The following is a 14,110-nucleotide window of genomic DNA, read 5'->3' on the forward strand; positions in this document are numbered from 1 at the left end:
CGTTACGGCTCAAAGAATAGGGAGGGGGCGGCTGCGCCGCGCTTCGTCGGTGGCCACGTAGGTCAGCGTGGCTTCGGTGACCTTGACGACTTCGGCGTCCAGCCGCTGGCGTTCGGCATAGACCTCGACGGACACGGTGACGGAGGTCTTGCCGGTCTTGACGACCGCGGCGTAGAAACTGAGCAGGTCGCCCACGAAAACGGGCTGCTTGAACTGGAAGGCGTTGACGGCGACGGTGGCCACCCGGCCCGCCGCACGGCGGGCGGCGGGGATGGACCCCGCGATGTCCACCTGGGACATGATCCAGCCGCCGAAAACGTCCCCGTGGATATTGGCGTCCGCCGGCATCGGCATGACGCGCAATACCGCGTCGCGATCGGCGGGCAAAGTCGTGAAGGGGGTTTTGGTGCTGGAGGTCATGCGGCCGGCTCCAATGCAAGGCAACCAGCCGATTATGCAGGAAAAACATGGCCCCCGGGCGCGTGCCGGGGGCCTGCCGCAGCGGTTTATCGCAGGATCACGAAGCCAGCTTGACGATGCCGTAGCCGCCCACCAGCAACCAGGCGTAGAGGATCAGGCCCAGCGCCATCACGCGGGGACCGGCCTTGCGGATCTGGGCGAAGCGGGTTTCGATGCCCAGCGCGGTCATGGCCATGGTCAGGGCGAAGACATCCAGGCGGCGAATGGCGGCGACAGCGTCGGCCGGGATGATGTTGAGCGAGTTGATGATGGCCAGGACCAGGAAGCCGACCGCGAACCAGGGGATGGGCAGCTTGGCGCCCTTGGCCTGGCCGCCGGCGTGGCTGGCGGCGCTGCGCAGGTACAGGCCCAGCACCAGCAGCACCGGCACGAGCAGGGCAACTCGGGTCATCTTGACGATGGTGGCGACTTCGGTGGTGGCCGGGTCGATGTTGCTGGCCGCGCCGACGACCTGGGCCACTTCGTGGATGGTGCCGCCGATATAGATGCCCAGGGCCTGGGTGTCGAATTGAAGCCAGCCGGCGTGGTACAGCACCGGGTACAGGAACATGGACAGGGTGCCGAACAGCACCACGGTGGCCACGGCTACGGCGCTTTTGTGCGGGGCGGCGCGCAAGGTGGGTTCGAAGGCCAGTACGGCGGCCGCGCCGCAGATGGCGCTGCCGGCGGCGGTCAGCATGGCGGTGTCGCGGTCCAGGCCCAACAGGCGCTGGCCCACCAGGGTGCCGATCAGCAGCGTGCCCACCACCACCGCCACCGATACGGCCAGGCCGGGCAGGCCCACGGCGGCGATCTGCTGGATGCTGATGTTCAGGCCATAGAAGGCCACGGCGATGCGCAGCAGGCGGCGCGCGGTGAAGTTGACGCCCACGCCCCAGTCGACCGGCATGGTGCCGCGCAGGAAGTTGCCGTACAGCATGCCGCAGACAATGCCGACGACCAGCGGCGAGAAACCCAGCTGGCGGATGGCGGGCAGGTCGGCCAGCTGCATGACCGCGGCGGCCATGAGTCCGACGAACAGCACGCCATTGAGCTTGTCGCGCCAGGGGGTGGCGGTGGCCGCGGGGGCGGCGGCCGGGGGGGAGGAAGAGAGAGGGGCGGTGGCGCTGGTGGCGGAGCTCATGGCGGGCCTTTGGGCATATCTAAATAACTAGACGAAATATTAATTTCCGGCCTGTTATTTGAAAAATCTTTATTTTGAATATGTAATATCAGAAATTCCGATATTTATTCGGAGCAACCGCCAGGTGCCCATCGATCGGGCTTCGTCATGACCCCAGACCAACTGCTTACCTTTGCCGCCGTTGCCGATGCCGGCAATATCAGTCGCGCCGCGCTGGCGCTGCATCTGTCGCAGCCCGCGGTGTCCGGCCAGCTGCGGGCCTTGCAGGAGTGGTTCGGCGAGCCGCTGTACCGCCGCAGCGGCCACGGCATTGCGCTGACCGAAGCGGGTGAGCGTCTGGCCGAGCAGGCGCGCCAGTTGCGCCAGGTGTACCGGCAGGCGCAGGCCGTGCGCGAATCCTGGCGCGGGCTGGAAACGGGCGCGTTGCGCCTGGGGGCCAGCACCACGCCGGCCAGCTATCTGCTGCCGGCGCTGGTGGCCGACTTCCGCCATGCCTTTCCGGCGGTCAGCCTGCACCTGTCCGACGGCAATACCCGCGAAATCGTCGAGCGCCTGCCGGCGTTGGACCTGGCCTTCATCGAAGGCGATGTCCCAGCCGGCCTGCCCGCCGACACGGCCGTGCACGCCTGGCGGCAGGACGAAGTGGTGGCGATCGTGCGGGCCGACCATGCCCTGGCGGGCAAGGGGGCGGTGACGCTGCGCGACCTGGCGGCATCGGCGCTGGTGATGCGCGAACCGGGTTCAGGGGTGCGGCGGCTGGTGGAACGCGCGTTTGCCGATGCCGGGCTGGCGCCGTCGATCGGGCTGGAATTGGCAGGGGTGGAAGGGGTGAAGCAGGCCGTGCGCGCCGGCCTGGGGGTGGGCTTCGTGTCGGCGATGTCGATGCGGCATGAAGATGGCGCGCTGGCGGCCTTGCGGCTGCTGCCCCGGCCGCTGACGCGCACCTTGAGCATCCTGGTGCCGCATGCCGATGCGGCGGCCCGCGCCGCCCAGCGCTTCCTGGCGATGTGCCTGGCGGTGGGGGCGGGGCAGGCCGTGATCTAGGCCTGGATGATCAGGCCTTGGCCAGGCGCTTGAGCGCCAGTTGCACCCAGTAGGTGCCGCCCAGCGGCAGCAGGTCGTCGTTGAAGTCGTAGCTGCCGTTGTGCAGCATGCAGGGACCCAGGCCGTGGCCGGCGGCGCGGTGGTCGCCCGTGCCGTTGCCGATCCAGACGTAGGCGCCCGGCAGTTCCTGCAGCATGAAGGCGAAGTCTTCGGCGCCCATGGTGGGCTGGACGTGGTCATTGACCATGTCGTCGCCGACGATATCGCGCATGACGTCGGCACAGAAGGCGGCTTCGTCGGGGTGGTTGATGGTGGGCGGGTAGTTGCGCTGGAAGGTGAACTGCACTTCGCAATCCATGGCCGCGCAGGTGTGGCGCGCGATTTCTTCCATACGGCGTTCGATCAGGTCCAGCACGTCCAGCGTGAAGGTGCGCACGGTGCCGCGCAGTTCGGCGTGGTTGGGCACGACGTTGTCGGCGCTGCCCGCGTGGATCTGCGTGATGCTCAGCACGGCGGCATCCAGCGGGTTGCGGTTGCGCGTGATGATGGTCTGCAGCGACTGCGCCAGTTGCACGGCGGCCATGACCGGATCGATGCCCAGGTTGGGCATGCCGGCGTGCGTGCCCTTGCCCTTGACCACGATCGAGAATTCGTTGCTGGACGCCATGATGGGGCCGGCGGTGACGCCGAACTGGCCGGGCTTCATGCCGGGCCAGTTGTGCATGCCGAACACGGCTTCCATGGGGAAGCGGGTGAACAGGCCGTCGTCGATCATGCGCTTGGCGCCGCCGCCGCCTTCTTCGGCGGGCTGGAAGATGACGTAGACGGTGCCGGCGAAGTCGCGGTGCTGCGACAGGTAGCGCGCGGCGGCCAGCAGCATGGCCGTGTGGCCGTCGTGGCCGCAGGCGTGCATCTTGCCTTCGTGCTTGCTGGCGTGGTCGAAGGTGTTGGCTTCCTGCATGGGCAGGGCGTCCATGTCGGCGCGCAGGCCGACGGCGCGTTCGCCCGGCTGGTTGCCGCGGATGATGCCGACCACGCCTGTGCCGCCCAGGCCGCGATGGATCTCGATGCCCCATTCTTCAAGCTTGGCCGCCACCACGTCCGCCGTGCGGAATTCCTCGAAAGCCAGTTCGGGATGTGCGTGGATGTCGCGTCGGATCTGGGAGATGTCGTGGTGCCACGCGACGATGGGTTCGAGCAGTTTCATGGGAGGGATCAAGCGGAATTTGGGAACGCAACAAGGTTATCATCAATCAAAAGCCAATTTAATGGAGACAAACACCATGACCCGCCCGTGGCTTGCCCATTACCCGCAAGGGGTTCCCGCCGATATCTCCACCGACGGCTACACCTCGCTGACCGACCTGCTGGACCGCGCCTGCAAGCAGTATTCGTCCCGCACCGCCCTGACCGCCATGGGCAGCGACATCACCTATGCGCAGCTGGATGCACATGCCCGGGCGTTCGCCGGCTGGCTGCAAAGCCTGGGGTTGCCCAAGGGCTCGCGGGTCGCGCTGATGATGCCCAATGTGCCGGCCTACCTGGTCGCCATGCTCGGCACGCTGCGGGCCGGCCATGCGGTGGTCAACGTCAACCCGCTCTACACCGCCGACGAACTGCAGCGCCAGTTGCAGGACAGCGGCGCGTCCGTCATCGTCATTCTCGAGAATTTCGCGCACACGCTGCAAAGCGTGTCCGACCGCGGTGCGCTCAAGCATATTGTGGTGACGGGCCCGGGCGACTTGCTCGGCGGGTTGAAGGCGCCGCTGGTCAATCTGGCGGCCCGCTATATCAAGAAGCTGGTGCCCGCCTGGCGCATCGACGGCGCGTTGATGCTGCCGCAGGTGCTGGCCCAGGGCGCGCGCCTGCCGTTCGCCGCGCCGGCCATTTCGATGGATGACCTGGCGGTGCTGCAATACACCGGGGGCACCACCGGCGTGCCCAAGGGCGCGATGCTGTCGCACCGCAACCTGACCGCCAATGTGATGCAGATGGAAGCCGTGGCCAGCCCCGCGCTGCACGACATGGCGGGCCAGCAGATCACCATTCTCAGCGCCTTGCCGCTGTACCACGTGTTCGCCATGACGGTCTGCGGCCTGTATGGCCTGCATGCGGGCATGCGCAACGTGCTGATCATCAACCCGCGCGACCAGCCTTCGCTGATCGGGGCATGGCGCAAGACGCCCATCAATGTGTTCCCCGGCGTCAATACGCTGTTCAACGCGCTGGCCCACAACGACGACTTCGCCAAGCTGGATTTTTCCGGCTTGCGGCTGACCCTGGGCGGCGGCATGGCCGTGCAGCAGGCGGTGGCCGAGCGCTGGCTCAAGATCACCGGGCGGCCGCTGGTCGAAGGCTATGGGTTGTCCGAGACGTCGCCGGTGGCCACGGTCAACCCGACCAACGCCACCGCGTATTCGGGGTCCATCGGCCTGCCGTTGCCGTCCACCGAGGTCGCGATTCTTGACGATGCCGGCCACGAGGTGCCGCTCGGCGAGCGGGGCGAGGTGGCCATCCGCGGGCCGCAGGTCATGCTGGGTTATTGGCAAAAGCCGGACGAAACTCGCCACGCCATGACGGCCGACGGATTCTTCCGCACCGGCGATATCGGCATCATGGACGACAAGGGCTACACGCGCATCGTCGACCGCAAGAAGGACATGATCACGGTGTCCGGCTTCAAGGTCTATCCGAACGAGGTGGAAGCGGCGGTGGCGCAGATGCCCGGCGTGCTGGAATGCGCGGCCATCGGCGTGCCGGACGAGCATTCGGGCGAGGCCGTCAAGGTGTTCGTCGTGAAGAAAGACCCGGCGCTGACCGAAGCGCAGGTGCAGGCATGGTGCAAGGACAAGCTGACCGGCTACAAGCGGCCGCGCTTCGTCGAGTTCCGTGATGAACTGCCCAAGAGCAACGTCGGCAAGATCCTGCGGCGTGAATTGCGCCCGGATGCTGGCGCCGAGGCCAACGCCGCGGCGCCGCAGGGCCAGACGGCCTGATCAGGCGTGATGCGGGACGGCCGGGCGTCAGCCCGGCTGGTCCAGGTGGGGGGCGATCATGTCGTGCAGGGCGCGTTCGATGTCGCGGTTGCCCGCCACCACGCGTCCGCCGATGGGCCAGGAATCGGTGCGATGCATGTCGCTGCAGGCGCCGCCCGCTTCGCGCACGATCAGCGTCCCCGCGGCCACATCCCAGGGGGCTAGCCCCATTTCCCAATAGCCGTCATAGCGGCCGCAGGCCGTCCAGGCCAGGTCCAGCGCGGCCGCGCCCATGCGCCGCACGCCGCGCGCACGGTTGATGGCGTCATGCAGCATCGGCATGTATTGGCTGGCGAAAGAGAAATCGCGGAACGGAAAGCCGGTGGCCAGCACCGAGTCTTCGAGCGTGCGGGTGCGCGAGCACGAGATGCGGCGGCCGTTGAGCCAGGCGCCCAGGCCGTACACGGCGGTGAAGAGTTCTTCGCGGCAGGGGTCGTAGACCACGCCGACGACCGGCGTATCGGCTTGCAGGCGCTCGTTGGCGGAGACCGCGGCGCCGGCATGCGCGATCAGGGCGATCGAGACCGCATAGTGGGGGATGTCGTGCAGGAAATTGGTGGTGCCGTCCAGCGGATCGATGTACCAGGTGGCGGCGCCTTGGGCCTGGCCGCCGGTTTCCTCGGCGACGATGCCGAATTTGGGCGTGCGGGTCTGCAGCTCCTGGATAATGACGGCCTCGGCTTCGCGGTCGGCCTGCGACACGAGATCGTTGCGCGCTTTGCGGTCGATCACGAGATCGGCGCGATGATGCGCGTAGGATTGCAGGATGGCTGCTCCGGCATGCGCCGCCGTGACCGCAGCGTCGATCGCGGCGCACAGGTCTATGGGAGAAGCCAGCGAGCGGGGCGGATCATAGGTTTCCATGAATCGAGTGTAAGCCCAGGTATGCGTCAAATTCGTGGCCACGGCCGCAAAAGGCGCTTGGTGCGTGGCGTCCATCCAACGCCGGCCATCGTGTCGTCCGATAATCCTTTCTGTCTGATAGTCGTCCAATTCGCCGCTTTCCATGTCCTCGTCCTATGTTCCCCTGACCCCCGCCGTCGCTGAATTCGATGCGCAAGGCCGTCTTTTCAGTCCGGTCTATGGCGACGTCTACCACTCGCCGTCGGGGGCGCTGGGGCAGGCGGAACATGTGTTTCTGCGTGGCAATGGCCTGCCTGAACGCTGGCGTGGGCGCGACGCCTTCACGGTCTGCGAGACCGGCTTTGGCCTGGGGCTGAATTTCCTGGCGCTATGGCGCGCGTGGCGTGACGATCCGCAGCGCTCACGGACCCTGCACGTGGTGTCGCTGGAAGCGCATCCGTTCGGGCGTGAGGACCTTGCGGCGTTGCTGGCGCGGCACGCGCCCGATTCGCTGGCGTCGCTGGGCGGGCAATTGGCCGCGCAATGGCCGGCGTTGCTGCCCGGCTTGCATCGGTTGGAATTCGAGGGCGGCGCAGTGACGCTGACCCTGGGTTTCGGCGATGCGCAGACGCTGGCGCCACGTTTGTCGGCCAGGGTGGATGCTTACTTCCTGGACGGCTTTGCGCCCGAACGCAATCCGCATATGTGGCAGGCGCCGCTCTTGAAGGCGCTGGCGCGCCTGGCCGCGGCCGACGCCACCGTGGCGACCTGGGCATGTACCGGCGAGTTGCGGCAGGCCTTGCAGGATGCGGGTTTCGAGGTGCGCCGGGCGCCGGGTTATGGCGGCAAGTGGCACATGACGGTGGGGGCGGTGGCGGCGCCGGGCGTCGCGGTGAGCACACCGGCCGTGGCCGATGCCCAGCGCCATGCCGTGGTGGTCGGCGCGGGGCTGGCCGGGTCGGGAATGGCGCAGTCCCTGGCGCTGCGCGGGTGGCGCGTGACGGTGCTGGACGCCGCGCTGGCGCACGGTACGGCCGCCCATGCAGGCCATGCCGCAGCGGCATTGACGCCTGTGCTGGCGCGGGATGACAACGCGCGGGCGCGCTTGTCGCGCGCAGGCAGTGCGCGGGCGTTGGCGCGTTGGGCAGGCTTGCCTGTCGGCGCGGCGCCGACCGTCTGCGGCACCGTGCAGCTGGAACGCGACGAGGGGCGGGCGGCCGCACTGGCCGGCACGTTGGCAACCCTGGCCTTTCCCCAGGATTGGGTCCGCGAAGTCAGCCGCGACGAAGCCAGCGCCTTGGCGGGTCTGCCGCTGGCGCGAGGCGGCGTGTTTTTCGGCCAGGGCATGCTGGTGCAGCCCGACAAGTTGATTCCCGCGTTGCTGGCCACGCCCGGGGTACAGGTCGTGCCGGGTGCGGTGGCGCGGGTGGTGGCCGAGGGGACGGGCTGGCGTGCCCTGGACGCGGCTGGCCACGAATTGGCGCAGGCCGACACCGTCATCCTGGCCAATGCCTTCGGCGCGCAGGCGGTATTGGAGGCCAGCGGCTTGCTGGCGCCCCTGCCGCGAGTGGCTCAGATGCATGCGCTGGCCGGCGAAGTGACCCTGGTGCCGGCTGCGGCCTTGGCGGGCGGCCCGCGCTGCGTGGTGGGGGGCGAAGGTTATCTGCTGCCCGACACCGGGGCCGGTTGCGTGGTGGGCAGTACTTATGTGCATGGCGCGACCCAGGCGAACATCGGGGCCGAGGGCCAGCGAGTCACGCTGGACAAGGCGGCGGGCTTGCTGGGCTGCGCATTTCCGGGATTCGACGCCCTGGTGCCGGGCAGTCTGCCCGGTTGGGCGGGATGGCGCGCGGTGCTGCCGGGGCGGCTGCCCGCCGTGGGGCCGTTGGCGCATGCGCCAGGCCTGTGGCTGGCCGCGGGCTACGCGTCACGCGGGCTGTCGTGGTCGGCACTGATGGGCGACCTGATCGCCGCGCGCCTTTGCGGCGAACCGTCACCGCTTGAAACCGATCTGGCCCAACTTATTTTGCCGCGCTGAAAAAAACTTCAGAGCCCCGGGGGGAGCCGGGCGAGGTGGCGTAGAATTGCGGGAAATGCCAGGATTTGGCGCCAAATAGCCCGCTTTGGGCTCAAAGTTGGCGTTCCGGCGGCGCACCGGCGGTTGGCCGGGCAAGCGTTGGCGGGGGCTTTGTGCCCCCTTTTTTGGATGATATCGCTGTCCAAAAGAGGGACCGAGTTTATTTCAAAGCTCAAATCCGTCAAAATAGCGTCTTTTGATGGTTTTTGGCTTAAGCCGGGGGATGCTCTGTGCCGCCCAAGTTCGACTTTGCCCATACTACCCAGCTCGACAACATCGAGCTGCTGACGTCCCGCCCCAGTCGCATCGATTTCGACGCGGGCGATGGGTTGCACCTGGTAGTCGAGGCGCATGCGCCTGGTGTTTTTCGCCTGCGCTGCGGCGAGGCGAACCACCTTACCGATGACAAGCCCGGCGCGCGTGCGCGCGCCGTGGCTGAAATGCTGCTCGCGCGCCAAGAGGCCGTGGGCGAGGCCGCCATCGCGCCACGCGAAGGCGGGGACGGTTGGCGCATCACCCAGGGCGATGTTGCCCTGGAGATCCAATCCAACCCCGTGCGGATTGCGTTGTACCGCAATGATGCGCGGGTGTTCGAGTCCGAGGTTTCCGCGCATACGCCCGCATTCGGGCACAACGCGCTGGACCAGGCCGACGATGCCTCCTGGACGGCGGGGTTCTCCCTGCTGCCGGACGAGCGCGTCTACGGCTTGGGCGAAACCCCGGGCGACCTGAACCGTCGCGACGAATCCGTCGTTTCCGACGATCCCGAGCATCGCGCCTTGCCGTTGGCATGGAGCCCGCGAGGCTGGGGCGTGTACGTCAACGCGATGCGCCGGGTACAGCACTCGGTGGGCGCCGCGCCGGCCGATTCGGCCTACATCGTCAGTGTCGACGATGCCGTGCTCGACGTCTTCCTGTTTGCCGGCGAGCCCGCCGAAATTCTGAACCAGTACACCGCCCTGACTGGCCGCGCCGGCCAGCCGGTGCTGTGGGCAATGGGTGCGTGGCTGCAGCAGGCCAGCGGCGAAATGCCGACGCAGACCGTGGCGCTGGTGGCGCGCATGCGCGAAAACCAGATCCCGGTCGACGCCGTCACGCTGGCGCAGCCGGCGGCCTGGGGCTTTCAGTCCGACAAGGCCGTGTTCGAATGGGATGCCCAGCGCTTCCCGGACGCCAAGCAGATGCTGGCGCTGTTCCACAAGCACAACGTGCATGTCGCCGCCTCGGGCTTTCCGGGCGTGATCAAGACCAGCCCGCTGTTCGAGGAACTCGAAGACCGCGGCTGGCTCCTGACCAAGGACGACGGCTCGGCGCAGGTGTTCGACGGCAACGCCGCCACCTCGGGCCAGCCTTATGGCCTGCTGGACCTGACCTACCGCGACATCTACAACCTGTGGGTCGAGCGCCATCGCCAACTGATCGAAGACGGCCTGGACGCGCCCGCGTGCGATGCCCAGATCGCCATTCCCGACGGCGTCAATGCCCGCAACGGCGAAACCGGCCCCGCACTGCGCAGCATGTATCCGCTGCTGGTGCGCCGCGCGCTGTTCGATGCGGTTGCCGGCCTGAAGGTGCCGCCCGAAGGCGTGGTGCCCAGCACCGACCTGTTCCCGGCGGCGCAGCGCCTGCCGTGGCAGGTGGGGCCGCAGGTCGACAACACCTGGGATGGCCTGCGCCACACGTTGCGCACGGCCCTGTCCATCGGCGCCTCGGGCCTGCCCGTGCAGGTGCACGGCATCGGCACGGCCGCGCGCAGCGCCGCCGGCATGACGCCCGAGCTGTACCTGCGTTGGCTGACCGCCGGCGTGTTCTCGGCGAACTTCTCCTTCCAGGGCGTAGCCGGCCTGATGCCTTGGGACTTCGGCGACGAGACCCTGGCCCAGGTCAAGACCTGGATGCAATGGCGCTATCGCCTGGTGCCCTATGTGCTGGGCGCCATCGAAGACGCCGCACGCACCGGCTTGCCGGTGCAGCGGTCCATGGCGCTGTCGTTCCCGAACGACCCGCATGCCCACGAATGGGATCTGCAATACCTGCTGGGCCCGGCCCTGCTGGTGGCGCCGATCACCGAGCCGGGCAAGCAGGTGCGGGTGTACCTGCCCAAGGGCGACGCCTGGTGGGACCTGAACACGGGCCATCGCTACGAGGGCGGCACCACCTGGACCATCGACTGCGACCTGGGCCAGTTCCCGGTATTCGGCCGCGAAGGGCACATGCTCTGTCTGGGACCCGCCGCGCAGCACACGGGCGAGTTCAATTCGGCGCGCATCCTGGACGAAGTCTGGATGTTCGGCATGCCGGTGCACAACCCGGTGGTCATGCGCAACAAGATCCGCGTCATGCAGATGCAAGGCTCCAGCTACATCAAGGGCCTGGAAGGCTTGCGCATTTCGCCGTCCGAGGGGCTGGAGGTCAAGCGCCGCGGCGCTGAAGTGCGTATCTCGCGCGCTCGCTGATCCCGGAGGGGCCGGCTACCGGCCACCCCCGAACAAAAGGGCAGTCAGGAAGGCTTTCCTTCCAGGCTGCCCTTTACGTCTTTGTGCGGACGCATTCTATATTACTGTTAGTTATTAAAAATGGAAAAAACGGTCGTTCTCTTTAGAAGAGAAAAGATACAAAATCGCTTGCCATGATCCAGATCGAGAACCTATCCAAGACCTACGCCACGCCGCATGGCCAGTTCCAGGCGCTGCGGGGCATCAACCTGCACATCCAGCAGGGCGAGGTCTTCGGCATCATCGGCCCCAGCGGGGCCGGTAAAAGCACGCTGGTCCAGTGCATCAACCTGCTCGAGCGCCCCAACGAAGGCACCATTGCCATCGGCGGCCAGCAACTGACCGGCCTGAATGAAGCGCAACTGCGCGCCCAGCGCCGCCGCATCGGCATGGTGTTCCAGGGCTTCAACCTGCTGTCGCGCCGCACGGTGTACGGCAACGTGGCGCTGCCGCTGGAAATCGCCGGCGTGGCCAGAAATGAAATTCCCGCGCGCGTCGAGCGCCTGCTGGCCCTGGTGGGCCTGGAGCATCTGCGCGACCGCTATCCCAGCCAGATCAGCGGCGGGCAAAAGCAGCGCGTGGGTATCGCCCGCGCCTTGGCCAACAACCCGGATGTGCTGCTGAGCGACGAGGCCACGTCCGCGCTGGACCCCGAAACCACGCACAACATTCTGGCATTGCTGCGCGACATCAACCGCAAGACCGGCGTGACCGTGGTGATGATCACGCACCAGATGGAAGTGGTGCGCGAGGTCTGCGACCGCGTGGCCGTGCTGTCGCAAGGCGAAGTGGTTGAAATGGGCAGCACGCGCGAAGTGTTCGCGCAGCCGCGCCACGAAGTGACCCGCGCCATGGTGTCGGCGGCCACCGCGTCGGACCTGACCGACGCCACGCTGGCCGCCGTGAAGCAGCGCATCGAGACGCTGGCCGCGGCCAAGCCTGGCCAGGCCGTGCGCCTGTTGCGCCTGTCCTTGACCGGCACCGACGCGTCGGGCTCGTTCCTGTCCGACCTGTCCACGCAGTATTCGCTGGACGTCGGCCTGGTGCAGGCGCGTGTCGAAGACATCCAGGGCGTAGCCGTGGGCACGATGTTCGTGCTGGCGCAAGGCACCCCCGCCGCGGTCAAGGACGCGATTGCCGCGTTGACCGCCCGTGACATTACCGTTGAAGAAATTGCTCATGAGCCCGCAACTGATCGACCTGCTTATTACGTCGCTGCTTGATACCCTGCTGATGGTGGGTGTGGCCAGCGCCATTGCGGTGCTGGTCGGCATTCCGCTGGGTGTGATCCTGACCGTCACCGCGCGCGGCAGCATGCTGGAGAACCAGCCGGTGAACCACGCCCTGGGCGCGGTCATCAACGCCACGCGTTCGGTGCCGTTCGTGATCCTGATGGTCGCCATCATTCCGTTCACGCGCCTGGTGGCCCAGACGTCCATCGGCACCACCGCCGCCATCGTGCCGTTGTCGGTGGCCGCGATTCCGTTCATGGCGCGCATCGCCGAGAACGCGATGCGTGAAGTCGACCCGGGCCTGATCACCGCGGCGCGCGCCATGGGCGCATCGCCGATGCAGATCATCATGAAGGTGCTCCTGCCCGAGGCGCTGCCCGGCCTGATCGCCGCCACCATCGTCACCGTGGTCAGCCTGATCGGCTATTCGGCCATGGCCGGCGCCATCGGCGGCGGCGGCCTGGGCGACCTGGCCATCCGCTACGGCTACCAACGTTTCCAGTCCGACGTCATGGCGGCCGTGGTCATCGTGCTGATCGTGCTGGTGCAGTTGATCCAAAGCCTGGGCGACCGCTACGTGCGCCGCATTTCGCACCGCTGAGCATCGCCGGCCATTCTTCTTTTCGTTCTTCCTCTACTTCCGACATTCGGGATATCCGCAACATGAGCATCAAGGTTTTGAAGTCGCTGGCCGCGTTCGCCCTCGGCGCCGCCGTATTCGCCCAGCCCGCGCTGGCCCAGGACAAGCCGCTGAAGGTGGGTGTCACCGCCGGCCCGCACGCCCAGATCTTCGACGTGGTCAAGCAGGAAGCCGCCAAGCAGGGCCTGAACATCCAGGTGATCGAGTTCACCGACTACGTGCAGCCCAACGTTGCGCTGGCTTCGGGCGACCTGGATGTGAACAGCTACCAGCACCAGCCCTACCTGGACAACGCCAACGCCGACCGCGGCTACAAGCTGGTCAGCATCGCCAAGACCGTGATCTTCCCGATCGGCATCTACAGCAAGAAGATCAAGTCGCTGGCCGAACTGAAGGACGGCGCCCGCATTGCGCTGCCGAACGACCCGACCAACGGCGGCCGCGCCTTGCTGCTGCTGCAGGCCAACGGCCTGATCAAGCTGCGTCCGGAAGCCGGCCTGAAGGCGACCCCGATCGACGTGATCGAGAACCCCAAGAAGCTGCGCTTCATTGAACTGGACGCCGCCCAGCTGCCGCGTTCGCTGGACGACACCGACGCGTCGGCCGTGAACACCAACTTCGCGCTGGAAGCCGGCCTGAACCCCGCCAAGGATGCGATCGCCCAGGAATCGCCGGATTCGCCGTACGCCAACGTGCTGGTCGTGCGTGAAAAGGACAAGGACCGTCCCGAGTTCGCCAAGCTGGTCAGCATCTATCACAGCCCGGCCGTGAAGCAGTTCATCGAGACCAAGTTCAAGGGCGCCGTGGTGGCCGCCTGGTAAGCCAGAAGCGTCGCCTCGGTACCAGAACGGCCGCGCGAGCGGCCGTTTTTCATGGGGATGGCCGGCAGAGCGCCACAGTGAGCGAGCACTGACCTGCCGGGCCGGTGGAGATGGAATGTTGCGGCGTCGAGTCGGTCGTGTCTCTATTTTTTGACAAAGCCCGTGAAATCCGCCATAATTTCTGGCTTCGGTCGGGCTGATAGCTCAGTCGGTAGAGCAGCGGACTTTTAATCCGTTGGTCGCGAGTTCGAGTCTCGCTCAGCCCACCACCCCCCGCTTTTTCACGAAGGCGGTAAGAGAATCAAGCACCTGCGAGTGAT

General features: G+C 66.9%; 11 protein-coding genes and 1 tRNA gene. 8 read left to right on the top strand and 4 right to left on the bottom strand.

Going from position 1 to position 14,110, the window contains the following annotated elements:
* Positions 1 to 9 precede the first annotated feature (9 nt).
* A complete protein-coding gene (locus HV798_RS25945) occupies positions 10 to 420 on the bottom strand; it encodes an acyl-CoA thioesterase (protein ID WP_025136647.1) in 411 nt (136 codons plus the stop codon).
* A gap of 97 nt (positions 421 to 517) precedes the next feature.
* The gene (locus HV798_RS25950) at positions 518 to 1,603 is read right to left on the bottom strand and encodes a YeiH family protein (protein WP_246289169.1); all 1,086 of its coding nucleotides are present in this window, start codon (positions 1,601 to 1,603) and stop codon (positions 518 to 520) included.
* A gap of 147 nt (positions 1,604 to 1,750) precedes the next feature.
* Here HV798_RS25950 and HV798_RS25955 point away from each other — a divergent pair, with 147 nt between their 5' ends.
* Positions 1,751 to 2,647, top strand: coding sequence for a LysR family transcriptional regulator (locus HV798_RS25955; protein WP_175190698.1), 897 nt, complete (start codon positions 1,751 to 1,753; stop codon positions 2,645 to 2,647).
* Positions 2,648 to 2,657: 10 nt separating this feature from the next.
* On the opposite strand, the gene HV798_RS25960 is transcribed toward HV798_RS25955, so the two are convergent.
* Positions 2,658 to 3,854 (bottom strand): M20 aminoacylase family protein, encoded by a 1,197-nt coding sequence (locus tag HV798_RS25960; RefSeq protein WP_175190699.1) that lies wholly within the window; start codon positions 3,852 to 3,854, stop codon positions 2,658 to 2,660.
* A gap of 76 nt (positions 3,855 to 3,930) precedes the next feature.
* On the opposite strand from HV798_RS25960, the gene HV798_RS25965 reads away from it, so the two are divergent.
* A complete protein-coding gene (locus HV798_RS25965; protein WP_175190700.1) occupies positions 3,931 to 5,643 on the top strand; it encodes an AMP-binding protein in 1,713 nt (570 codons plus the stop codon).
* Positions 5,644 to 5,670: 27 nt separating this feature from the next.
* On the opposite strand, the gene HV798_RS25970 is transcribed toward HV798_RS25965, so the two are convergent.
* Positions 5,671 to 6,546 (bottom strand): inositol monophosphatase family protein, encoded by an 876-nt coding sequence (locus HV798_RS25970; protein ID WP_175190701.1) that lies wholly within the window; start codon positions 6,544 to 6,546, stop codon positions 5,671 to 5,673.
* Between the two features lie 142 nt (positions 6,547 to 6,688).
* On the opposite strand from HV798_RS25970, the gene mnmC reads away from it, so the two are divergent.
* The 6 genes from mnmC to HV798_RS26000 all read left to right on the top strand — a co-directional run bounded on the left by mnmC (position 6,689) and on the right by HV798_RS26000 (position 14,059).
* Positions 6,689 to 8,563: a bifunctional tRNA (5-methylaminomethyl-2-thiouridine)(34)-methyltransferase MnmC2/FAD-dependent 5-carboxymethylaminomethyl-2-thiouridine(34) oxidoreductase MnmC1 gene (gene mnmC / locus HV798_RS25975; protein WP_175190702.1), complete on the top strand. Its 1,875-nt coding sequence runs from the start codon at positions 6,689 to 6,691 to the stop codon at positions 8,561 to 8,563.
* Between the two features lie 269 nt (positions 8,564 to 8,832).
* Positions 8,833 to 11,058 carry a glycoside hydrolase family 31 protein gene (locus HV798_RS25980; RefSeq protein ID WP_175190703.1) on the top strand — a complete coding sequence of 742 codons (2,226 nt, stop codon included), beginning with the start codon at positions 8,833 to 8,835 and terminating at the stop codon, positions 11,056 to 11,058.
* A gap of 173 nt (positions 11,059 to 11,231) precedes the next feature.
* Positions 11,232 to 12,320 (top strand): methionine ABC transporter ATP-binding protein, encoded by a 1,089-nt coding sequence (locus tag HV798_RS25985; protein ID WP_025136655.1) that lies wholly within the window; start codon positions 11,232 to 11,234, stop codon positions 12,318 to 12,320.
* Positions 12,277 to 12,930: a methionine ABC transporter permease gene (locus HV798_RS25990; RefSeq protein WP_025136656.1), complete on the top strand. Its 654-nt coding sequence runs from the start codon at positions 12,277 to 12,279 to the stop codon at positions 12,928 to 12,930. Before HV798_RS25985 ends, HV798_RS25990 begins: the two co-directional genes overlap by 44 nt.
* A gap of 62 nt (positions 12,931 to 12,992) precedes the next feature.
* A complete protein-coding gene (locus tag HV798_RS25995; RefSeq protein WP_175190704.1) occupies positions 12,993 to 13,790 on the top strand; it encodes a MetQ/NlpA family ABC transporter substrate-binding protein in 798 nt (265 codons plus the stop codon).
* Between the two features lie 193 nt (positions 13,791 to 13,983).
* A tRNA-Lys gene (locus HV798_RS26000) sits at positions 13,984 to 14,059 on the top strand.
* Positions 14,060 to 14,110 lie beyond the last annotated feature (51 nt).

The organism is Achromobacter deleyi (assembly GCF_902859705.1).
Classification (GTDB): Bacteria; Pseudomonadota; Gammaproteobacteria; order Burkholderiales; family Burkholderiaceae_B; genus Achromobacter; species Achromobacter deleyi.